Source organism: Arthrobacter sp. MYb227 (assembly GCF_002975435.1).
Classification (GTDB): Bacteria; Actinomycetota; Actinomycetes; order Actinomycetales; family Micrococcaceae; genus Paeniglutamicibacter.
On record NZ_PCPT01000005.1, the window covers coordinates 84478 to 106015 of the forward strand.

Here is a 21538-nt window from a genome sequence, read left to right on the forward strand (position 1 = left end):
TCCAAGAAATGTAAGCATGGATTCATATCGCAGAAACTTCATTTCCTAGCATTGGATGGGACTGAGAATACCTCGCTTTGTGTGCAGCGAAGCTGTAGGGCTCTAGCAGTTCATCAAGAGTTTGCCAAGACTTCATGGACGGATGTGAGCTCAAGAACTACAGCTCCTGATAGTGCTGGAACACCCTCGTAGGATGGCTCGTTGACTAGCTCGTCGCCCGGAACTCAGGGTTGGGAAACCGCGCTACTCGGGGATAAATCAGGGATGCCTCGGGGCGGACCCCTACGGATTCTGCTGGGTTTGATCCTGCGACCGGAATAGCGTTGAAACCGAACCACACGAGATCTTCGAAGCTATCGCCCTCGCCTAGCCCCGAGGATTCCAAAAGCTTGAAGGAAGGGAAAAGTATGATTATATTTCAGGATTTAGGCAAGGATTACGGATCAGTCCGTGCCGTGGATTCACTGAGTCTTAGTGTTATGCCGGGGAAAGTGACAGGTTTTCTGGGACCCAACGGGGCCGGGAAAACTACGACCATGCGGATGTTGCTAGGTCTAGATAGTCCAAGTCGGGGTAGTGCCACGATCAATGGTGTCGGCTATGCCCAGCTCCTGGCTCCGCTACGTACCGTCGGTGCATTGTTGGAACCCCGCACAGGTCACCGCGGACAACGCGCAGATTCTCATTTGACGGGTCTAGCACGAAGCAACAAGATACCGGTGGTGCGAGTGCAACAGGTGCTTGAGGAGGTTGGACTAGGGGATACCGGGAAGCGGCGCATTGGTACCTTTTCACTGGGCATGCGTCAACGTTTGGGAATAGCAGCGGCGCTTTTGGGAGACCCCGAAATTTTGATCTTTGATGAACCGGTGAATGGATTGGATGCAGACGGGGTTGCCTGGATCCGTGGATTGATGCGAGCCAAGGCTGCAGCCGGAGCAACCGTATTTGTCTCCAGCCATCTCATGAGTGAGATGCAATCGACGGCTGATCAACTAGTGGTGATTGGTCGCGGGAAACTGCTCGCTCATGATTCGATGGATCACGTGCTTGCCTCAAGTGCACAAAACTCGGTGGTAGTTTCCTCTCCGCACATTGGGATCTTGGCCGGCGCACTGGAAAAGGCCGGGTTTACCGTGGCTATGAGTGGTATTGAATCCTTGCAAGTCACCGCAGCCACCCCAACTCTAGTGGGCGGAATCGCCCATGAATTGGGGCTTCGGATCAATGAACTGAGCTTGCAGCGAGCTTCCCTAGAACAGGCATACACGGAACTTACTGCACAAAGCCTTGACTACGTGCCAACGGGAATTGTGGAGGAATCATGAGCCATAAAAATGTTGTTGATAGCAGTATTGAGAGGAACGCTACGCTGTCACGGAGTTCCGGAGCAAGGCCAAGTTTTGGGGCAGCCATGTTTTTTGAAGCTACCAAACTATGGGCAGTGCGCTCGACTCGGATAACCCTTGCAAGCGCATTGATAGCTCATATTGGGCTTTCGTGGCTACTCGCCTTTTCTGCCAAGGCCAGTGGTGATAATGGCTATGAGTCATTCATGCCGGCTCCGTATATGTCGTTGGCATCGTTGCAACTGGCGCAGTTGTTCGTTGCAGCACTTGCAGCATTATCGATCACCAGCGAATACTCAAATGGAACAATCTTTTCATCATTGCAGGCGGTCCCGCTACGGGCCCGACTGTTGGGTGCCAAAGCTGCAGTGATCGGAATCTTGGGATTCGTTTTTGGTTTGCTGTTGATCGGTGCGGGAACACTACTTGCTGCCCCGGCGGCTGGCCACTATGGTGCCTTTGGCGCCGATGAACTATTGATCGCTTTGTTCGGTGGCGGGTTCTATTTGGGAGCGCTGTCGATGATGATGCTCGGCGTTGGCGTACTACTACGCAGTACAGCCGGTGCCATTACCAGTGCTTTTGTGCTGATTTTTGGGCTCCCGCAGATTCTTCCGTTGTTCAATATTCAGTGGCTTCAGGATCTCGCTTTTTACCTACCGACAAATGCCGGTCAGATACTCGGTACCGGACAGACCGAACCTTACGGCGCAACAGTAGCCGTACTAGTCTTAGTGCTTTGGACATTAGTACTCTTAGGCTCCGGAATCTGGGTATTCAAGCGCAGGGACGCCTAATATTTCTCATGCGGTGCAACACCGAACACTACCCGTGACGCATGTGTTTCCACCACGTCAACGGGTCAGCTACCTTGAACCGACGTCCGGTCATGGAAGTGGGCACGATGCGTACGAATTGGTCCTTAGGTCCCGAATCCCAAGGGAAGAGCATGAGGTTAAACGAATCGAGGGTTTCTTCGATTCCGGCAAAGAACTCGGCGTTGCCCTGAACCATCACCGACCACGCGATACCGGTGGCAGAGTCGATTCCATCTGCCTGAAATGCGACACGCGGCTGGGCACGCATTGTCTTGAGTTTGCTGCCTTCACCACTGCGGAACACTACAGTTCCGTGGTCAACCGTGAAGTTGATGGGGAAAAGTTGCGGGGCATCGTTGAGCGTGACCGCCAAGTGGCCTAGCGAGATGGTGCGTAAAAGCTCTAGGCATTGGTGGGTTTCGAGGTTTTCAACATCCGTTCGAGTCTGCTTCTCATCCATGATTTGAGCGTACGTGGAAGGAACCTAGATGGCCAGAGATATAACGGCAATCCGTTGGTACGAATAATGAATAAGAAAGGAAGCTGTTGTACGCGCCATTTCGGCGCGGACAACAGCTTCCTTCACGTTTTCTAGAGAGTTTTAGCCTAGGAACCCTTCGGCTTGAATTTCCCTTCTTCAACATCCTTGCGTTCGCGCCGCGTGAGCGGAATTGAACCGGTTGCCGGGTTGATCAAGGTTCCCGGTGGGTAGTTTTTAACCGGATCCTTTGCCGCGGACTTGGTCGGATCCCCGGTGGCAGGAATCGGAGCCGAATCGGTGGTTAAGGCTGCGCCAGTAGCTGCGGCCATGGCGCGGACCAGATCGTTTGTTGAGGTGGTTGGTGCGCTCAAATCCGATCTTTTGTACTTTGTAGCGCGTCGCGCGGCCCCACGTTCCTTGGCACCTTCAACCAGGTGGTAAAGCACCGGAACCAGGATCAGGGTCAAGGCCGTTGAAGATACAAGACCACCGATGACAACAACTGCCAATGGCTGTGAAATAAATCCACCACCACCGGTGAGCCCCATGGCCATAGGAACCAACGCGAAGATGGTTGCCAGAGCGGTCATGAGGATCGGGCGCAGACGCTGGCGGGCACCATGATAAATGGCATCCTGCAAGTTCATCGCAGGCCGGTGGCCCAACGGTAAACGGTACTGGTTGATCAGGTCGATGAGCACAATTGCATTAGTGACAACAATACCCACGAGCATCAGCATGCCAATCAAGGATGGCAGCCCCAGTGGTACTCCCGTCAGTAGCAGCAGCCCAATGGCGCCAGTTGCTGCAAATGGAATCGACACCAACAAGATCAGCGGCTGAACTAGTGATTTGAACGTGGCAACCATGACCACATAGACAATTGCAACAGCCGCAAGAAGCGCGAGGTAGAGCTGGGCAAAGGCATCAGCCTGCTCGGTTGCTGCACCACCCAGTTCCGCTGTTGCGCCAGCAGGAAGCTCCAACGCGTCAAGGCGCTTGGTGACCTCCGCGGAGACCGAACCAAGATCATTCTCACCAGGGGTGATCGACACCGTCGCGATGCGATCCCCATTGGAAGAAGTGATGGTTGCAGGAGATTCGGTTCGCTCAACCTTTGCAACATCACCGAGCTTCACCATGCCGGACGCGGTGGGCAGTGCGAGATTACGCAACTGGTCAAGATCGGTCAGATCTGTCCCTTCACCGATACTGATCGGGAAATCGGTGTAGCCAAGGCGCACCGTACCGGCAGGAACCGGTGAGAGTGTAGCTGCCGTGATGCCACCAATTTGTGCTTCGGTCAGGCCAGCCTTGGCGGCCTTGACTCGGTCAATCTCTACGGAGACCTGCGGCCGTGCAGCAGAGAGGTTGTCGCTAACATCTGTGGCACCTTCGATGCCGGTCATTGCCTTTTGCGTTGTGGCAGTTGCCTCGGTGAGTAGCTCCGGTGTTGGCGCACCAACCTTGACTGTTACCGCCGAGGAACCACCCATGCCGCCCTCGGAGCTGGAGACGGTGATCTCCGAATCCTTACCCCAGGGTTCAACTGCTGCACGAGCAGCCTCAAGGATCGCTTTCTGATCGGCCTCGGCATCCGTCATCACGGTGAAGCTTGCCTGATCGGACCCGCCGGCAAGGAAGGATGCAAATCCACCCGAGGGTGAACCAACGGTCATCTGTACATCTTGCACACCCGTTACCTTGCGCAGTGCTTCTTCGACGGGCGTTGCTGCCTCAAGCGTTGTTTCAAGTGAAGAACCGGCAGGCATTTTCTGGGAGACGGAGAACGTATTCTGTCCTGTCCCACCCAAAAGGTTGGTGGGTACCAGCGGAACCATCAGAACCGTACCGGCAAGAATTGCTACCGAAGCCAGCAGAGTAATCACCGGGTGCTTCTGGGTGCCGCGCAGGATCGGGGAGTAGCCGCGCTGCAACCAAGAGTTCTTTTCCTTGGCCTCGGCCTTGAGCCGTGCAGTGTCAAGATCTGCTGCACCCGGCTGGGTGTGTCCAAGGAACCAGTATGCAAGCACCGGAACGATGGTCAGTGAGACCAACAGTGAGGCAAGCAAGGCAATGGTGACGGTCAGTGCGAATGGGCGGAAGAGTTCTCCTGCCATGCCACCAACCAAGGCAACGGGCAAGAACACAGCAACAGTGGTCAGCGTCGCCGCAGTAACAGCCGTTGCAACTTCGCGCACTGCCGTGAGAATTGCAGTCTTCTTATCCTCACCGTAGGTGAGGTGACGCTTGATGTTTTCAATAACAACAATCGAGTCATCAACAACGCGCCCAATGGAGATCGTCAAGGCACCAAGGGTGAGCATATTCAGTGAATAGCCACCCATACGCAATCCAATGAACGTGACCAGGAGAGAAAGCGGAATGGAGATCGCTGTGACAAGTGTTGAGCGGACCGAGAGCAGGAAGATCAGGATGACAATTACCGCAAAGCCAAGACCCAATAACCCCTCAACCGTTAGATCATGGATAGATTGTTCAATGAAGGGTGCCTGATCAAAGACGGTGGTGAACTTGGCACCGTCACCAAGCTGAGTGGCAAGCTCCGGAACTAGTGCGCTGACCGCATGGGAAATTCCCACGGTATCTCCATCGGGCTTTTTGGTAACCGAAACGGCGAGCGTCTCGACACCATTGGTGCGCGTGATAGAGGTGGCTGTGTCGTTCTTGAGCTCAACTTTCGCAAGCTCGGAGAGTTTATGAACACCGCTGGCGCCCTTGATCGGGGTTGCCTTCACTGCCTCGAGCGAATCGATTTGTGAGCCGCTGGTGACCGGAAGATCAAGTCCTTCGGTTTCAACACGACCCACAGGCATGAGACCCGAACTCTCCTCGAGGACGGTCTTCAGATCGCTAACGCTTAGCCCTTCGGCAGCGAGTTTTGCTTGATCGGGCAGGACAGCAATGTGTTGGGAGGTGCCACCGGAAACATCAGCGGTGCGAACCCCCTCAATTTTGGAAAGTTTGGGCAAAACCAGTCGTTCAACATCCGAGCGCAGGGCATTGAGGTCTTGACCGCCGGAAACCGCCATATAAACAATGGGGAAATCGGAGATGGAACCGGCAAATGCAGTTGGCTCAACGTCCTTAGGCAGTGTTGCCTTGGCATTCGAGATTGCCTTGTCTACCTGGGCGCGGGCCCGGTCAAGGTCTGTGCCGTACACAAAGGATAGCGAGACGGTTGTGAAGTTTGTTTGGGACGTCGAGGAGGAAGATTCCAAGCCTTCGACGGCCTGTAAGGCACCTTCGAGTGGTTGGGCTACCTGCTTGTCGATCACTTCGGGGGAGGCACCTGGCTGGGCCGCGATAACCGAAATTTGTGGGAACTCAAGTGAAGGAATGAGTTCCTGCTTGAGCTGTCCCATGGTAATCACGCCGAAGATCGCAACAAACACCGTAATGAGTGCGATCAGGGCACGATTGCCTAAAGAAAGTACGGCCAGGCGATGCATCTGCCATCCTAGGAGATTCGTTGTGTATGGTTTTGCGCTTCTACCACTCTAGTCAACGATGCTCATAGGCGAAGATTCCTGCCGCCGAAGTGCCGCCACTGAACGCTAATTCACAGGATTGATGACAGGCCAAATGCTCTTGAGCCGTTCCCCGGAAGATATGAAATGTTTCTAGTCCAGTGGTTCCGGACCGAAGTGGGCGTAGTACTCATCGAGGTTCTTTTTAGTTTCATCATCAAGCTCGGCCAGCGGATCAATATTCGGTGCATGCTTTATGACATCTTTGGGGAATGCGACGTGAAGATGCCCCTTGCTGATTTCGGCACCGACAAGTGAAACCACGCATTCCTCGGAGCCAAAGAGGCCAAGATGGACGGTGACAAAATCGGCGTCACCGCTTCCGCGATCCATATAAATATTGCCCAGGATCCCGATCTTGTGAGAGTCGGGTCCGTAGACGGCGGTCTTGGCATTTTTGAGGGCATTTAGATAGCCGTGACCTTGCATGACAGATTTCTCCTTGCCGGAATCCAGCTTAGGACGCTCATGGAGGCCGGGAAGGCAGACAACTGGATGATCCTAAGGCTTCCACCTTCAGCAAAGCATCACGGGTGAAGCCAAGCAATAGTGCGGCGCGGTTTTGGCCCCCGGGACCCATTTTGACGCATCAAGGACCATAGGTACGAGTATCGTCTTATCCAAGCTGCGGCCCTAGACGCGTGTAGGTCTGATTCCCCGGCCCCTTGAGGACGCACGATGCGAGCAGCGGCAGCTCCCGGTGGGCAAGTTTGTGCCCGGTGATCCAGTCTCTCCATTCAATCCTCAGTGTGTAAGTTCCGGCAGTCGGAGGATGTAAGAGCAAATCGTAGCGTTCGGCCGAACCCATGGAAAGGGTATGGGTGAATAAGTGGGCGCTGGGGTCCGGATGCATGCTGGTGGGGATTGCCGGGGCTCCGGGGGTTGCGGTGTGCCGGTAAGGCCGCCCATCGTGGGAGACCAGTTCGGCGATGCGCGCGGGTGTCCCGTCGGGATTCACGAAGGTGATCTTATTCGGTAGGTAGTTACCGTCCAGGAAGCGCATCAGGCTTGGCGCCTTTCCATGGCCCGAGACGTTGATTGGCAGTTGGGTGGGGGCCCAGACTTCCTCGCCCGTTTCCCGGCGTTGGGCCAAGAGGCCTCCGGTGATGTAGAAGTGGGTTGGTTCGAAACGGTTCAACCCGACGTCTTCGCCGGAAAGCCCTGCCGCATGTCCCATCTTGTGCCAGCGCGGATCAATGGAAAACGGCATGATCAGTGACTCGGTGGCGATATCGTATTCGGGCCCGTCCGCAAAGGCACGCCGGTTGCCCGGGGCGACCGGGAAACCCGGCAGTTCGATCGGATCGATGATTAAGGGGCCAAGTAGTCCCATCTGGGCGTGGAGCGGGGTATTGACGTGGCAGTGGTAGAAGTATGTTCCGGCCGCACCATAATTCGGGTCGTGTGTCCGACCAGGTTCGGGCTGCCACTGGTAGGTGTAGTGGTCATCGATCTCAAATGAGGTGTGTCCCACGCCGTCATTTCGCGGGTCCGGTTCCATGCCATGCCAGTGAATACTGTGTGGGCCCATGCTGGGCTCCACCCGGGCATGGAAAATACCCTTTTCCGTCGGACGCAGGGTAGGCCCGGGAAATCCGCGTCCCGAGCTGTCTTGGTGGAATACCCACATCTTGAACTTTGCGCCGTCTGGGAAACGCAGATCGCGACTGGATAGATCCAAATCGACAGATAGCTGCGGCGTTTCTAGGAAGTGCGTCTCGGGGGCATCCTGCTGCATCTGGTGTGATGCAAAGTCGGCTTGCGAGTCATACTCGCGTTCCTCGCCGTCGTCATCCGATGATGGTGATGGTCGAGTTGGCCGTGGTGTTGGTGTGCTCGACCGGGTGGGAGTTGGCCCCGTTGTGCCCGGTGCGGGCGTTGGGCTCGGCGTCGCCGAGCGCGTTGCTGAGGGCTGGGAGCTGGGGGTCGCGGAGCGAGAAGGCTGTGGACGTGGGCTCTTGCTGGGTGAAGGTTTTGGTTTCTGCCGCTCCCGGGGTCCGGGCGACTTGTCATCCCTACGCTTGGTGGAGGATTTTTTCTTATCATCGTCGTCCGAACGCCGTTTGCCTTCCGAAACCACGGTCGCGCTTGGTGCGGCCCAACCTCGTAGTCGCATGGTCCTAGCCTCCATTCACCTGTGATTTGAGTTCCCAGTGGGCGACAAGCCCGCCGGGGTACATACCGCCTGCAGCTGTTTGTGACATTTCGGCGTGGCAGTGCATGGGATATTTCCAGTCTTCGGTCCTGTTGTACCAAACCTTGTCTGTGGCATCCGGTGGTCGCTTCAAAGGAATGATGCAGTCCTTACGATCCATGGGTGGGAGCTCGATGACGTCTTCCCATTGCTGCAGCACCACGTGCCCGTCCGCGTCGACGTGGCCAAATTCGCGCGGCCATTCAACATTGTTGCGCCGCACCGTCCACAGGTGGTTTCCGTGGAAGTGCATTTGGTGGCTGGCAATCCCCGGATTAACCATTCTTACGGCTTGGCCGCCGCGCAGGGTACCCAGCGCCAGATCCTCACCGAAGTTCCGGATATCTACCTGCCGCGGGTAGCCGGAAATGAGTGATTCCTCGTGGGCCAGACGATTGAGTTCTCGGTTTGGTGAGTGGCCAAGTGCCTCATACCCGCTGCGGTCGTTGAGCATGAAATAGCGGGGCACCGCGGGGTCGGTCAGCGGATTGACGGTTCCGCCGGCCGCCTCGATGCGTGCCCATGTGGTGTCGATGGCGTGGGTCATCCATAGCCATTGCCTTTCGAATGCCATTTGGTTCGGGGCTACCCGCCAGGGATCATCCGGATCCATCACAAGAATTGTGCCAAAGAGCCCCAGCGCGCGTTGTACCGGGGCATTTGTTGGATCGTAGTAGATGTAGGTTCCGGCGTAGGGAGCATCAAATTCAAGTAATGCCTGCCCGCCCGGGGCTATGGGGCCGGTGCTCAGATCGCTGCGGCCGTGCGCCGCCTGGGCGACTGTGAGTTGGTGAGTTCCGGCAAGCCCGTTGAACACACGTAGCCGCACCGTTGCGCCACTTTCGACAATGATGGTGCGTTGCGGGAAGAAGCTGGCCCAGTGGTTGCGCCTGATAAAGAATTGGCCCGGGTTTGCCGGATCCGCTCCTGCCGGTGCGGGCGTTCCGTTGGGTGGTATTGCGGCCCCTAATGGATAGGTTCTGGATTCGACAACCTGCCCTTCGCGCGTGAAGATTTTGGGGACGACCCGCAGGGATGGCCTCGCGTCCCGTAGCGCGGTAGGCCGGTCACCGAAGCCACGTTGATAGACCAAAGAGTCATCGACCATTTTGGTATACCCCTCGTTGATATAGAGGTCGAGCACCCCGGGAAGCGGCACCGCGGAGGCGGTAAATCGTCCATGGGCCCGCGGCACTCCGGCGGCCGAGACCGGAGAAACCGCCGCTCCCATGGCCACGGCGGTCCCCCAAGCGGTAGCCGCCCCAAATTTTAGGAGTGTGGATCTGTTGATCCCGGGTTCGACAGGGTGCAACGCACTATCGGTATCGGAGACAGAGCTGGGTGTTATGGCAGGCGTATTTTCGCTAGACATGAGCTTCCTCCAAGAATCCGGGACGCCAACTCACAGCAGGCAGTGGCAGTTCTAGCAGTTCGGTGCCCGGATTGGTGATGTCATCAAACACGGCGGTGAATTCCGTGGCGTCCGAGGGAACCAAGAAACTGATGTTGGCCATGATTCGGGCTCCGGGAAGCAAAAGACCCGGCGGGTAATTGTTCCAGCGGTTGACCACAAGCCACGGCTGGCTGTTTCCCCTCACCCGTAATTGCCCGGGCGAAAACATCTGCTCCTGCTCGCTATCATTGAAGACTTCGAGCTGAAGCAGCAGATGATCGCCGAATGTCATGTTTACTGGTTGGCGTTCACCACCCACGGCGGGCTGGTGTTCGGCATGGCCGGCCGGTGCCGCATTACTGGAAGGCAGGCGTGCCTGACGCTCAGCCTTAGAAATCCGTGCCTGTCCAAAGCAGGTACGAATAGTGGTGGTCCCCAAGGGACCTGATCCGGCAAAGGCAACTGCCAAGGCGGTCATGCCGGCGCTTCCCAGGACAAGAGCAGACCCAATGGTGATGCCCAAAGTGCGGCGTGAGATCAATGGTTTTTCGGCATCCGATTCGATGGATTCTAGATCGATGCCATGATGGCGCGGTTTAGCGCGATTTCCCCAAGATTTAGGCACGGCCGGTTCAACCTCCCCAAGTTGCAAAGCGACCTCCGGGAGGAGTCAAGACCCGGAGATAATCCCCATGATGTACATACTTCCCAAGTAATGAACTCAGTATGGATTGAATCCGGGCAGGGGTAAAGAGGTACAGAAACCAACCGATGCACGCTTGTGCTCGAAGGGACGCCGGAGGTCAGGAATAGAAGCAGTGAAATGTGCCAAGGAAAGTGCCCCCCGTGGTCCGTTCCGGTGATCTAAGCCCCACTTCCGTAGGCAACAGAAAGTGCCTGGTTCCCTCGTGTTGCCCGAACTAGAGACGGAAGAAGCCCGGCGGCTCTTCCCCTCCACGCGATGTGGGAAGGAGAAGAACTACCGGGCTTCCATCTTCTGCGGCAACGGATGCCGGTGAGATATTTTTTGCTTAGGAAAGCTTGAGCACCTTATCGGTCTCCGCGCGAACCTCTGCGTAGAGCGAGGGGTTCTCGTTCAGCTTCACACCGTAGGACGGGATGATCTCCTTGAGCTTGGATTCCCACCCGGCAAATTGCTTAGGGAAACAACGGCCAAGAAGGTTGAGCATGATCGGGGTTGCCGTGGAAGCTCCCGGGGAAGCGCCGAGCAGACCGGAGATGGTGCCATCGGCCGAGGTGATGACCTCGGTGCCGAACTGCAGCACGCCGCCCTTCTTCTTATCCTTCTTGATGACCTGGACACGCTGTCCGGCGGTGATCAATTCCCAGTTTTCGCCCACTGCCTCGGGGAAGTATTCACGCAGAGCGTCATCCTTCTTGTGGCGTGACTTCAGAACTTCCTTGATCAGGTACGCGGTCAAGGACATGTTGTCCTTACCCACCGCAAGCATCGGGATGATGTTGTGCAGGCGCAGGGAAGCCGGAAGATCCCACAAGGATGAGGTCTTCAGGAAATTGGTGGAGAAGCCGGCGTAAGGGCCAAACATCAGCGAGCGCTTGCCATCAACAAAGCGGGTATCAAGGTGCGGGACGGACATGGGCGGGGCACCCACCGAGGCCTGACCGTAAACCTTGGCGTGGTGCTGATCGATGATCGTCTCATCGGTGCAACGCAGGAACTGACCGGAGACCGGGAAGCCGCCAAAGCCCTTAATTTCCTCGATGCCTGCCTTCTGCAACAGACCCAGGGCACCGCCGCCGGCGCCCACGAAGACGAACTTGGCGTTGACGGTGCGCTTTTCCTTGGTTGCGTTGTTCTTGACCTTGATGGCCCAGCCCGCACCCTCGCGCTTGATGCCGCTAACCTTGTGACCGAAGTTAACCTCAACACCGGACGCTGCGAGGTGTTTGGTCATTTGACCGGTCAGTGAACCAAAGTCAACATCCGTGCCCGAGACTACGCGGGATGCTGCAACACGCTGTGAACCATCGCGGCCCTTGGCAACCAAGGGAGTCCATGAGTTGATGGTGTCGAGGTCTTCGGTGTGCTCGATCTCTTTGAATAGCTCGTGAGGCTTCAGCGCCTCATAGCGGGTCTTGAGGTAGTTAGCGTGGTCATCACCGAGCACGAAGCTCATATGTGGCAGGGGGTTGATGAAGCTCTTGGCGTCACCAACGTGTTTGTTCTTCACGAGGTGTGCGTAGAACTGGCGCGAAATCTGGAACTGCTCGTTAATGCCGATGGCCTTGGACGGATCTACAGATCCATCGGCGGAAGCGGCGGTGTAGTTCAGTTCGCAAAGCGCCGAGTGACCGGTTCCAGCGTTGTTCCATGGCGACGAAGACTCGAGGCCGGCCTGTTCCAAGTTTTCAAAAAGACCAATGCTCCACCCCGGCTCCAACTGCTTGATGAGGGTTCCGAGCGTTGCGCTCATGACACCGGCGCCGATTAGGACGACGTCAAATGATTGACTGGTGGCTTCAGAAGGCACAGGGTATCTCCGTTGAAAGTTCTTCTAGACTGTAGCAAGAATAGCCCGCAGGCCTTGGCTCTATGAAATTGGAGTCATGACTGGTATGTCACTTGATGTTTAGTTTGACGCCGGAAAAAACCTCGTCAAGCACCGGAGACGAAGGATAATTGCGTACCGTGTCATTGAAGGCGAGCCCAGAAATTGGGAATGTCAGAGGCAAAGCCGGAAGATCTTGGGCGAGCGTTGAAGAAATCTCCTGGTACGCCGTTGAGCGTTCCTCTCCAACTTCAAGCGAGCGGGCCAGCAGGATCTGTGCCTGCAAGATGGGGGAGTTGTAACCGAACTGGCTCGATGTCTCGGAGAAAATCCCACCTAGGAAATCATCGGGGTCTCGGTAGCCGCCATTGAAGCCCAAGAGGTGGAAACCTGGTGAGTCTCCCGCCCGCACCCGTGCTACATACCCATTAGTCCATTCCACGGGAATGGGCTGAACGTTAATTCCATTTGATGCAAGCTGACGCGAAATTTCCGCATAGGTAAGTTCGGGCAAGGGAAGGTAAGCCCGGGAGATATTCAGTGGGTACAAGAAAGGAATGGGGGAGCCGTCATAGCCGGACTCGGCAAGTAGATCCTTGGCCTTTTGGGTGTCGGGCCCGTAATAGGTATCCGAGGGTGAAATGCCTAGGGAAGCGGGTAAGAAACTACGTGCCTCCTTGGTTCCCTTGATATAAAACTCATTGATGATTTTGGTGCGATCAATGCTGTGTGCCACGGCCTGACGGAACTTAAGATTGGCAAGCCATTTATTCTTTTGGTTCATTCCCAGATAGGCGACCGAGAATGGATCGCGCTCAACTATCAGATTGCCCTCTCGAACTAGCTCGCGCAGGCCGCTAACCGTCACCATGTCAAAGCCATCAATTTCTTTGCGCCGTAGATCGCCTAATCGCCGTGCGGGGGTGCTTGTTTCTTTGAAATTGATAATTGTTGGTGCATCCGGATTTTGTGTGAAATCTGCACTGTCCCAGTAACCATCAAATCGTTTGACCGTGACAGTTGAGTTTTCCCATGAGGAGAATGCATAGGGTCCGGTGCCCATCGGGTGTGTGGCTAACCAGGAGAGCTGCTTGGGGTCCGTGGGTGCGGTGGCTAGGGCCTTGGGTGAAGCAATGGCCATGCCCGGCAGGGTCAGGGCCTCAATCAGCCCGGTGATGGGTCTACGCAGCGTGAGGACCACCGTATGGGTGTCTGCTGCCTTGATGGAGCCAAAGTAGTTGGCGCTGGCTCCGGTGCTTGCCCCGAGGAAGGGATTGATTTGAAGATCTTCACGCAGCTTTTCAAGTTCTTCCATGGCGCTCTGGTGCTGCGCCTCGAGTGCCGGATCAATGCTCTCGGTGCCGTCTGGTCCTTCGACTGGTTTGGGCTCGGGCAGGGAGTCTGGAAGTTTCGGCAGTGAATCGTTGTAGCGGAAGACCTGAGTGAAGCCTTGATCGGAATCTTGGCGTGCGCTCAGGGGTAGTGCTGCCCAGCGTTGGAAGTTCAGTACCACTGCTTCGGCATTAAAGTCGGTTCCATCATGAAACTTCACGTTTCTGCGCAGGATGAAGGTGTATTGCAAGCGATCGGGGCTTGAAATCCAATCGGTGGCAAGTAGCGGCACGGCGGCACCGGTTTCCCGATCGACACCCACTAATCCTTCATAGATTTGTCGGGTGACACGAAAAGTTTCGTTATCCCCGGAGAGTGCCGGGTCCAGCGTTGCTGGGTTGGCTGCGGTGCCTAGTGTGAAGAGCTGTTCGGCAGGGGTTTCCGAGGGTGTCGGTGTGCTCTTCTGGGGGACGCAAGCGGTCAGCGAAAGAGCCGCAAGACCCAGAGAGCCGGCAAGGAATGATCGCCGCGAGGATTCTGTCGGTACTTTCATGTGTGGCTGCGTGGGCACCGAAGACTCCTTGAGGTGTTAGAGGCTGCGCCAAAACTGCATGCCGCTACATGGTGGTACTAACAAACAAGGCCCCCGGAAAAATCCGAGGGCCTTGCCTGATTGCCTGTGGTAACTAATACCGTTTACAGGCATGTGGTGCGAGCGGGGGGACTTGAACCCCCACGTCCGAAGACACTGGAACCTAAATCCAGCGCGTCTACCAATTCCGCCACGCTCGCAAGGCAGTAACCACTTGCGTGGTTCAGCATGAATCAGTGTAGCGGATTCAGCAGGCCATTTTTCCCACTTTTGGGCTGTGGGCGAAAATTATTTGGAATCGAGACCCAGATCACGTTGCAGTTTAGCGACGTGACCGGTGGCGCGCACGTTGTATTGGGCCACTTCGACGACACCGTTTTCGCCCAAAACAATAGTTGAACGAATCAAGCCTTCGTAAACTCGACCGTAATTTTTCTTCTCGCCCCAGGCTCCGTAGGCCGCGGCAACCGCGTGGTCCTCATCGGAGAGTAGCGGGAAGCTGAGTGATTCTTTGGCAACAAACTTGGCGAGCTTTGCTGGGGCGTCGGGGGAGATACCGACAACTTGGTAACCGGCGGCCTGCAGTGATTCAAGTGAATCGCGGAAGTCGCAGGCTTGCTTGGTGCAGCCGGGAGTTGATGCTGCCGGGTAGAAGTACACGATGGTCTTCTTGCCGCGCAGTGAGCTCAGGGCCAGTTCTTCGCCGTTGGAATCGAGCAGTATGAAATCCGGTGCGGTGTCGCCAACTGCTAGACGGATGGCTTCGGTGGTGGTGTTTTCACTCATGAGTTTTGGTTTGCTTCCGGGTAGGTTCACGCGGCGCATGGTTTGTGGTGCGCCACGCGTGGTTGGATTTTTTCTTATCTTCAAGCCTAGCTAAGCCGGTCGGTTGATTCTTCATCCCCGTCCTATGTTGGCCCCTGTGGCCGCAAAATGCGCCTGTCATCAGCCGTGAAGGTGCCCGATGGTATATCGGGAAAAGAACGTCAAGTATCTTGCGTTCCCTGAGGACGATGCCCCATTGGGCTGTAGCGCGGCGGGTACGCGTGGCGTGGGAGAGATCTGTTGGTGATTGGTTTTATAAAGTCGGAATCTGTGCCTAGGCAGAAGTGCTCGGCGTTGTGGCGAGCCCCCCTTTGTGTGGGGCCACCATAACGCCGAGCACTTTCATTTGAGCTTGTCTTAGTCTTGCTTGTATTTCCTGCGGACCACCAAAATGCTGGCGACCGAAAGTGAGGCTATTGCCAGCATGTAGAAGCTTGGCGCAAGTAGAGAGCCGGTGGTGGTGATGAGCCAGGTCAGGATGAAGGGTGCGAAGCCACCAAAGATTGTCATGGCGATGTTGTAGCCAAGCGACATTCCCGTGGTGCGGATTTGCGGTGGGAAGATTGATGCCAAAAGCGCCGGTAGCGGTGCGAAATAGGCGGTTGCCAACAATCCAAAGACCACTTCGATGCCAGCGAGCATTAGAACGGAAGGGTATGCAACAAGCAACATGAACATGGGGAGCGCCGCGATCAGTGAACCAATCGCTGCATAAGTCATGATGCGTGCCGGGCCAAACTTATCGGCAAGGGCGCCAACAAAGGGTGCACCTGCGAACATCATTCCACCATAAACAAGCGTTGCCACAAATGCCGCAGCCCCATCCATTTTTAGGTTCACGATTGCGTAGGTGGGCATGTAAAGAGCCAAATAATTTGCTACCGAGCAGAGCGCAACGACGCCAACCACTGCCCAGAGTCGTCCGCGGTTGGCAATAAATGCCTCTGTCAGCGGAGCCTTTGAGGGTTCGGTAGCCAAAAATTCCGGAGTTTCATCCATTTTGGTGCGAATGTACCAACCGACCGGGCCAATCATCAGGGCAAAGATAAATGGAATGCGCCAGCCCCATGACTCAAGCGATTGGGTCGAGAGGTAGGTATTCAGGGCAAACCCAAAGAGGCCGGCCAGCAGGATTGCTGCACCCTGAGTTGCTACCTGCCAGGAGCCGTAGAAGGCCTTACGCTCGGGGGCGTACTCGATGAGGAAAGCGGTTGCGGAGGCGAATTCACCGCCGGCGGAGAACCCCTGCATGAGCCGGGCGACAAGAATGATGATTGCCGCCGAAGCTCCGATGCTCTGCGCCGTGGGGGCTACCGCAATCATGAGCGTGCCCAGGAACATTAGAACTATGGAAAGGGTGAGTCCCGCCTTGCGGCCGGCCTGGTCCGAGTAGCGCCCAATGATGACGGCACCCAAGGGGCGCATGAGGAATGAGACACCGAATGATGCGAATGCCAGCAGCAACGAGGAATTCTCATTGGTGGTGGGGAAGAACAGTTTGGAGATGGTGACGGCGAAGGAGCCATAGACGATCAGGTCGAACCATTCAAGGCCATTGCCAATGGAGGCCGCAACGACAGCCTTGCGGGCATCCTTTCTTTTCTGCTCGAGAGACGGATGCGCTTGCAATGTTGGAGCTTGGTCGATCACGTGGTGCTTTCAATGTTTGTGGCAGTGCAAGAGCCCGCGGCTGCCAGTAATCCAACTCTTGAATTGTTCGGATATCGGACTCATAGCGGAGTGCCGAGCTATCTGGATGTTTTCAAAAAGGAGCTAGTCAAAGTGGTTTTCAACCTTCAACTTTGCTTTCACAGACAAAAGTGTGTCAAGAAGTGGACGCGACTGTCTCACAATGTGGATGGCGGTGTTAGCGCGCTCCGCACCGTTCCGCTTCGCGGGTGTTTGCGAGCGCTCCCCTTTAGTGATTGAATAACACCAATCACTAAAGAGGGGAAGTGTTGTCATGACTAAACGAAAGCGCGTCAAGAATTACGCGGGCTTCGCGTTACCGGAAGAACTGGTGTCACAACGCGTGGCATTTGCCGGCTCCGGGGCGGCCGGTACTCACGATGACCAAGGCGCGCGTATTCACCGTACCGGATCAACAAATCGCCTGGGGTCACGAGCGGCACGCACTCGTGCCGCGATAGAATATAGTGGCTGGTAGGTGCGTTAGTCTTCTTCGAAACCGATGCTCGACGAATAGCCCGTGGCCAGCCCGGGGGAGTAACCAGCAACATGGCCAAAGCGGTCGCCCTCTTCGCCAGCTGAACTCGCGGCGGTATCTTCTTCTCCTGTCCCACCCAATAGGCTGCGCGTCAAGGTTGCGGCGTCGGACATAAGTTCAGTTGTGGCGGCCAACAGGTGCTCATCGGTGGGCGTTTCGTTAGCCATGGCAGCCAGTAGGACGGCTCGCCGGGTGAGCTCCTTGGTGAAGGAAGCTGTTGTGCCCTCGATGAGCTTGGCAATCTCTTCGATGGTCTCGTGGCTGGGTGATAGCTCGGCGCCGTACAGCTTGAGCAGTGAGCGGCGAGCAGGCAGATCCGGTCGAGGAACGCCGACGGCAAGGTCGATGCGCCCGGGGCGCTGTACCAGCGCTTCCTCAAGCAGATCTACGCGATTTGTTGTCAGGAGAAAGGCAACGTCTGCGTCGGTGTCTAGGCCGTCCATGGCATCGAGGAGTTCAAAGAGCAGTGGCTGCGGTCCGTGGCCAAAACTACGGTCTTCGGCCACCAGATCGCAGTCTTCGAGCACGACTATCGCCGGCTGCAACGCACGTGCCATCCGAGCCGCTTCACTAACGTAGCTAAGCGTATTGCCCGAAAGCAAGATCACCGTATGCTTTGCCGCAGTGGAAGCTAGATAGCGCACCGTGTGAGTTTTACCGGTACCCGGAGGACCATAGAGCAGTACTCCGCGCTTGAGGTGAGCGCCGTGGGCAAGGAGCTGCTCGCGATGTTCTCCCACGCCGAGCACTTGAGCCTCGATGCGTGTCAAGGTGCCCTCGGGCAGAATCACCTCGGCGGGGCTTGCGCTCGCGCGACGGTGGAAGGTGACTCCAGCAACCGAAGATGAGTAATCATTTGCAGTGAAGGAAATAACATGCCCACGGAAAATACTATTCTCACGTAGTGCTGCCTTGAATTCCTTGAGGAAAGAATCGACGGTTTGTGCGTCCATGCCAAGAACCTCAAGGGTTGCCCGGTCGCGGCCATACTGTTGGTTTGCCTGCCTGACCAGAACTGCCAAAGCGGTCTCTTGATAGCCGAAGAGGTATAGGCCAAAACTGACAACGCGTCTTTCAGCATCCGGGCCCACGGCAACCGTCTCATAATCGGGCTCACCCACCCAGGCTGCATGCCTGCCGTGCACGGAGATGAGATCTGCCAAATCCATGTGGTGGCGCTGGGGCCCGGCCAGCCCCAGAATTTGCGCACGTGGATCGGCTTGGATGTGGGATTCCATAATGAGTGCAACATCTGTCATGCGGTGTGGTGCGAAGGGTTCAACAACTACCGGCATGCTCCCGGGGTCTATGCCCAGATGCTCGGTGAGTACCGGCATCAGCGGAGTTCCGCCATTGGATTCGGTCGATTCATTCGCAAGGCGGGAGAGCGTGGCAAAGTGCTTCAAGAAGGAGGTCAGCTGTTCATCCATAAATGGAGACTAACAGGCACCGCACCCCGGTTTGCCGATGCTGGCCAGCGATTCTTCTGACTGTGCGTTTTCCTCAAACGCAAAAGTCCCGGGTTGCTTTCGCAAACCGGGACTTTTTGAACTGTGCGCCCTCCGGGACTCGAACCCGGAACCTACTGATTAAGAGTCAGTTGCTCTACCAATTGAGCTAAAAGCGCTTATGTCGTGTCGGTCAGCGCTCCATGCGGAGCCCGTCCTTGCGACGCAGATAATCATAACCAGAAAGTGCCTTAGAAATAAAATCGTCGATTAGGTCCGCACAGGGTGTGCCAAAAACCCTGAATTTGCAAGGAATGCAGAGACTTTTAGGAGTGTTTTCTAGGCGTTTTGACAGAGTTTTCCAGAAATTTACTTCTGTGATCGTGGGCACATTGGATTGTTTCGGGTTCTGGTTCCTAAATATTCAAGGTTTCTGGGTGGGAGAGGCCTGGTGCCCACGCATGCCAAATGGTGTGCAATTGAATCTGATGATGAATCTCCGGACGTTCTGGATTCACAAATGACACCGACTCGGTGACTTTACTGGTCGGAAGGTTTGAGCCCTCCACATACACAGGCAATGGGTGTGGAATGTGTCTAAGCGAAACGTGCGAGGAGGTGCGCGCGAGTAAAGTGCGTGGATAGTCCGTGCTGCTCGTTTCCTGGCGGATGATCATTCCAATGCCATGCGCGAGAATTTCCTGCAGGCTCAGATGATTGGCCCTCTACGTGAAGATGAAGGTCGCGAATTGGTGTTAGGGCAGTGGTGCATGATCGCAATGGGCTAATCTCTGGTTCGGCAAACAGTTCATAGCTAGCTGCCATTCGATGACCCAAGGGGTAAGGCAGGGGCGGTGCTTCTGAGATTTCCCTCATTCAGGACTAATGCGGGAAGTCATTCCGGGTGATCTTGGCGCTTTGCTGACAGGGGGTGTGAAGGGAGTGTCGGAAAAAGAACTCGTGATTCGTAGTGTTTTGCTAGATCTGAGAATCCAGCGATGGGTGGGAAAGGCTGGGTTTGCTGAGGTGGGGTGGTAGCAATGGTTGGTAACGGGAATCTCTTCCAGGTAACGAGCCGGGAGGGGGTCGGATATCGTTGCTGGTTGTTTCGAGGTATTTGGCACGGTACTTGGTGTCCGTTGTCATTTGAGTTGAAGCACAAAAATCCCGACATCTAGGCTTTTGGTTCAACTGTAGTGAAACGGTTTTGTTCTCACAGTCATTACAGTTGCACCAAATCCTTAAATGTTGCCTTCGCTCGCGCTCAGGCCGTATATTGCGCTCCTTGGAAACAGTTCCGTAAGGGGAACCTTGAACGGGACTCAACCGCCTTATCTTAGGGTTCACAGTGTCGTTGGCTTGCTGACACTAAGTAGGTCATTGACTGCAAGACCCACCTGACGGATGAGCATTGGACTGTCTGTTAGGGCAGCCATCCGGCGTATGGTTGCCGCTCACCATCGGTCGGCATGCTGTTCCACAGTTTCGTCCAGGCGATGCGGAGTCGCATGGGTCGCCAAGGTTCGGGACGGAGCTCTGGCGGCAGGAGAGGATCGTTACGGATTGCGCGTTCGAGTGCGTCAGCAAGACGGATCTTGCGCATTGAAAAGGTTTCGGCGGTGTCGTCGTCGTCGAGTGCTTGCTCAAGCATGTCGTAGCCGGCGTTGATTGGAGCTGTTGGCCACAACTCTTCAGCGATGTCTGCGGCCTTGGTTTGGCCACGAACCGTCAGGTCTGTCGCTGTAGCAGTAACGAGTTGGGGAAGGGCCGACTCTCCGAGCATCTGGGTCAGGTCATGCGGGCTAACAAAAAGAGCGGTCGCGAGATTCGCGGCGCCTGCGGCCAGCAGCCCTCGACGGATCGCGTCACGGGTGGATCGTTGTTGCTCTGGCACGCTGATAGCGATAAGCCGCCACTGCCCGTCCCACCGAACGGCCCCGGTGTCTTGGAGTCTGGCCAACTGAAGTCCGAGGCGGTCTTGCTCAATCCGTCCACGCCCCTCGGCAGTCAGCATGATGGTCCCGGAGCGGCCACGCCCGTGCTGGCTAATGAGGCCCTTGATGATCATTCGTCGAAGAGCCAATCGAAGCGGCTGATCTGCGATTCCGAGCGCATTCGCCGCAGCGTAAATGGTGGAAAGCTCAACGGCGCCCGCAGCGGGCAGGAATGCCTCGATGATGGTACGAGGTGCAATCGTTGCGGTCATCGCTCAAAGGTCCTCTCCATTGTGGTGTACCGGTCGAAACCGTACACGACAGACAGGACCCCAAGCGACCCGCCACCCACCGCCACGAAGCCGAGGCGTCGATACAGGGCCTCCGCACGCGGATTAGTGTCAACGACAGTGAGCCGCATTGCCCGAAACCCAAACTCTCGAGCCCTGGAGCCCGCAGCATCGAGGAGGGACGTGCCGATACCCAGTCCTCTGTGGTTGCCAGCAACGCAGATACCGTCGAGGACGAGCGCTTCATGACTCGAGCTGCGGGCCAGAATTGCGAGCATCGCGATGGCTCGTGTCGCGCCGCGTCTAGAGAGGTGAGAACGCAGCGAGGTCCATGAGAGGTCGACCGCACTGACACCGTCCGCGGTGTAGCCGCAGACGCCGACCACCGATCCGTTGACTCGGGCGACCAGTATCCGATCTGGTCGCAGCGACGTCCTGACCACTGCCTTACCCACGTCTTCGCCGCCGAAAGCAGGCCGCAGCTTGCTACGAAACGCTTCCCAATACAACGAGGAGGCCCATGGCCGGTCCTGCTCGATCAAACCATCCTCGATCTGCAATTCACTCATATAA

The 21538-nt window shown here is 56.2% G+C and carries 16 protein-coding genes and 2 tRNA genes; 3 read left to right on the forward strand and 15 right to left on the reverse strand.

Annotated elements, in window-relative coordinates; genetic code table 11:
• The first annotated feature begins 407 nt into the window (after positions 1 to 407).
• Together CQ018_RS11795 and CQ018_RS11800 are read left to right on the forward strand one after the other, a co-directional pair.
• Positions 408 to 1328 carry an ATP-binding cassette domain-containing protein gene (locus CQ018_RS11795; RefSeq protein ID WP_105550213.1) on the forward strand — a complete coding sequence of 307 codons (921 nt, stop codon included), beginning with the start codon at positions 408 to 410 and terminating at the stop codon, positions 1326 to 1328.
• An 86-nt stretch (positions 1329 to 1414) separates the two neighbouring features.
• Positions 1415 to 2146 carry an ABC transporter permease subunit gene (locus tag CQ018_RS11800; RefSeq protein WP_181149859.1) on the forward strand — a complete coding sequence of 244 codons (732 nt, stop codon included), beginning with the start codon at positions 1415 to 1417 and terminating at the stop codon, positions 2144 to 2146.
• Between the two features lie 28 nt (positions 2147 to 2174).
• On the opposite strand, the gene CQ018_RS11805 is transcribed toward CQ018_RS11800, so the two are convergent.
• The 11 genes from CQ018_RS11805 to CQ018_RS11860 form a co-directional block, all read right to left on the reverse strand.
• A complete protein-coding gene (locus CQ018_RS11805; protein ID WP_105550215.1) occupies positions 2175 to 2627 on the reverse strand; it encodes a pyridoxamine 5'-phosphate oxidase family protein in 453 nt (150 codons plus the stop codon).
• Positions 2628 to 2773: 146 nt separating this feature from the next.
• A complete protein-coding gene (locus CQ018_RS11810) occupies positions 2774 to 6121 on the reverse strand; it encodes an efflux RND transporter permease subunit (RefSeq protein WP_105550216.1) in 3348 nt (1115 codons plus the stop codon).
• A 171-nt stretch (positions 6122 to 6292) separates the two neighbouring features.
• Positions 6293 to 6628, reverse strand: a complete 336-nt coding sequence (locus CQ018_RS11815) for a hypothetical protein (RefSeq protein WP_105550217.1) — start codon at positions 6626 to 6628, stop codon at positions 6293 to 6295.
• Between the two features lie 187 nt (positions 6629 to 6815).
• The gene (locus CQ018_RS11820; protein WP_258142578.1) at positions 6816 to 7937 is read right to left on the reverse strand and encodes a multicopper oxidase domain-containing protein; all 1122 of its coding nucleotides are present in this window, start codon (positions 7935 to 7937) and stop codon (positions 6816 to 6818) included.
• 382 nt (positions 7938 to 8319) lie between these two features.
• A complete protein-coding gene (locus tag CQ018_RS11830; RefSeq protein WP_258142579.1) occupies positions 8320 to 9765 on the reverse strand; it encodes a multicopper oxidase domain-containing protein in 1446 nt (481 codons plus the stop codon).
• Positions 9758 to 10411 carry a hypothetical protein gene (locus CQ018_RS11835; protein WP_146111887.1) on the reverse strand — a complete coding sequence of 218 codons (654 nt, stop codon included), beginning with the start codon at positions 10409 to 10411 and terminating at the stop codon, positions 9758 to 9760. The genes CQ018_RS11830 and CQ018_RS11835 overlap by 8 nt, the downstream gene beginning before the upstream one ends.
• 406 nt (positions 10412 to 10817) lie before the next feature.
• The gene (locus CQ018_RS11840; RefSeq protein WP_105550220.1) at positions 10818 to 12299 is read right to left on the reverse strand and encodes a malate:quinone oxidoreductase; all 1482 of its coding nucleotides are present in this window, start codon (positions 12297 to 12299) and stop codon (positions 10818 to 10820) included.
• A gap of 88 nt (positions 12300 to 12387) precedes the next feature.
• Complete coding sequence (locus tag CQ018_RS11845; protein WP_146111888.1) at positions 12388 to 14220, reverse strand: ABC transporter substrate-binding protein; 1833 nt, start codon at positions 14218 to 14220, stop codon at positions 12388 to 12390.
• A gap of 136 nt (positions 14221 to 14356) precedes the next feature.
• A tRNA-Leu gene (locus CQ018_RS11850) sits at positions 14357 to 14441 on the reverse strand.
• A gap of 88 nt (positions 14442 to 14529) precedes the next feature.
• Positions 14530 to 15027 (reverse strand): thioredoxin-dependent thiol peroxidase, encoded by a 498-nt coding sequence (gene bcp / locus CQ018_RS11855; protein ID WP_105550398.1) that lies wholly within the window; start codon positions 15025 to 15027, stop codon positions 14530 to 14532.
• 396 nt (positions 15028 to 15423) lie between these two features.
• Positions 15424 to 16716 (reverse strand): MFS transporter, encoded by a 1293-nt coding sequence (locus CQ018_RS11860; RefSeq protein ID WP_258142580.1) that lies wholly within the window; start codon positions 16714 to 16716, stop codon positions 15424 to 15426.
• A 313-nt stretch (positions 16717 to 17029) separates the two neighbouring features.
• On the opposite strand from CQ018_RS11860, the gene CQ018_RS11865 reads away from it, so the two are divergent.
• Positions 17030 to 17233 carry a hypothetical protein gene (locus CQ018_RS11865; RefSeq protein ID WP_105550222.1) on the forward strand — a complete coding sequence of 68 codons (204 nt, stop codon included), beginning with the start codon at positions 17030 to 17032 and terminating at the stop codon, positions 17231 to 17233.
• A 5-nt stretch (positions 17234 to 17238) separates the two neighbouring features.
• Here CQ018_RS11865 and CQ018_RS11870 read toward each other — a convergent pair whose 3' ends face one another.
• The 4 genes from CQ018_RS11870 to CQ018_RS11890 form a co-directional block, all read right to left on the reverse strand.
• Positions 17239 to 18723 carry an ATP-binding protein gene (locus CQ018_RS11870; RefSeq protein WP_105550223.1) on the reverse strand — a complete coding sequence of 495 codons (1485 nt, stop codon included), beginning with the start codon at positions 18721 to 18723 and terminating at the stop codon, positions 17239 to 17241.
• 124 nt (positions 18724 to 18847) lie between these two features.
• Positions 18848 to 18920: transfer RNA gene (locus CQ018_RS11875), tRNA-Lys, on the reverse strand.
• 1244 nt (positions 18921 to 20164) lie between these two features.
• On the reverse strand, positions 20165 to 20947 hold the full coding sequence (locus tag CQ018_RS11885; RefSeq protein ID WP_181149860.1) for a PaaX family transcriptional regulator: 783 nt from the start codon (positions 20945 to 20947) through the stop codon (positions 20165 to 20167).
• Positions 20944 to 21534, reverse strand: a complete 591-nt coding sequence (locus CQ018_RS11890) for a GNAT family N-acetyltransferase (RefSeq protein ID WP_105550225.1) — start codon at positions 21532 to 21534, stop codon at positions 20944 to 20946. The genes CQ018_RS11885 and CQ018_RS11890 overlap by 4 nt, the downstream gene beginning before the upstream one ends.
• Between the last annotated feature and the right edge of the window lie 4 nt (positions 21535 to 21538).

What these genes read in the sequence shown, in the direction of transcription:
- CQ018_RS11800 (WP_181149859.1), top strand. Translation starts at nt 1,415, where the DNA reads ATGTTTTTTGAAGCTACCAAACTATGGGCAGTGCGCTCGACTCGGATA.
- CQ018_RS11870 (WP_105550223.1), bottom strand. Translation starts at nt 18,723, where the DNA reads ATGGATGAACAGCTGACCTCCTTCTTGAAGCACTTTGCCACGCTCTCC.
- CQ018_RS11885 (WP_181149860.1), bottom strand. Translation starts at nt 20,947, where the DNA reads ATGACCGCAACGATTGCACCTCGTACCATCATCGAGGCATTCCTGCCC.
- CQ018_RS11815 (WP_105550217.1), bottom strand. Translation starts at nt 6,628, where the DNA reads ATGCAAGGTCACGGCTATCTAAATGCCCTCAAAAATGCCAAGACCGCC.
- CQ018_RS11890 (WP_105550225.1), bottom strand. Translation starts at nt 21,534, where the DNA reads ATGAGTGAATTGCAGATCGAGGATGGTTTGATCGAGCAGGACCGGCCA.
- CQ018_RS11830 (WP_258142579.1), bottom strand. Translation starts at nt 9,765, where the DNA reads ATGTCTAGCGAAAATACGCCTGCCATAACACCCAGCTCTGTCTCCGAT.
- CQ018_RS11795 (WP_105550213.1), top strand. Translation starts at nt 408, where the DNA reads ATGATTATATTTCAGGATTTAGGCAAGGATTACGGATCAGTCCGTGCC.
- CQ018_RS11865 (WP_105550222.1), top strand. Translation starts at nt 17,030, where the DNA reads ATGACTAAACGAAAGCGCGTCAAGAATTACGCGGGCTTCGCGTTACCG.
- CQ018_RS11805 (WP_105550215.1), bottom strand. Translation starts at nt 2,627, where the DNA reads ATGGATGAGAAGCAGACTCGAACGGATGTTGAAAACCTCGAAACCCAC.
- bcp (WP_105550398.1), bottom strand. Translation starts at nt 15,027, where the DNA reads ATGAGTGAAAACACCACCACCGAAGCCATCCGTCTAGCAGTTGGCGAC.
- CQ018_RS11820 (WP_258142578.1), bottom strand. Translation starts at nt 7,937, where the DNA reads ATGCAGCAGGATGCCCCCGAGACGCACTTCCTAGAAACGCCGCAGCTA.
- CQ018_RS11810 (WP_105550216.1), bottom strand. Translation starts at nt 6,121, where the DNA reads ATGCATCGCCTGGCCGTACTTTCTTTAGGCAATCGTGCCCTGATCGCA.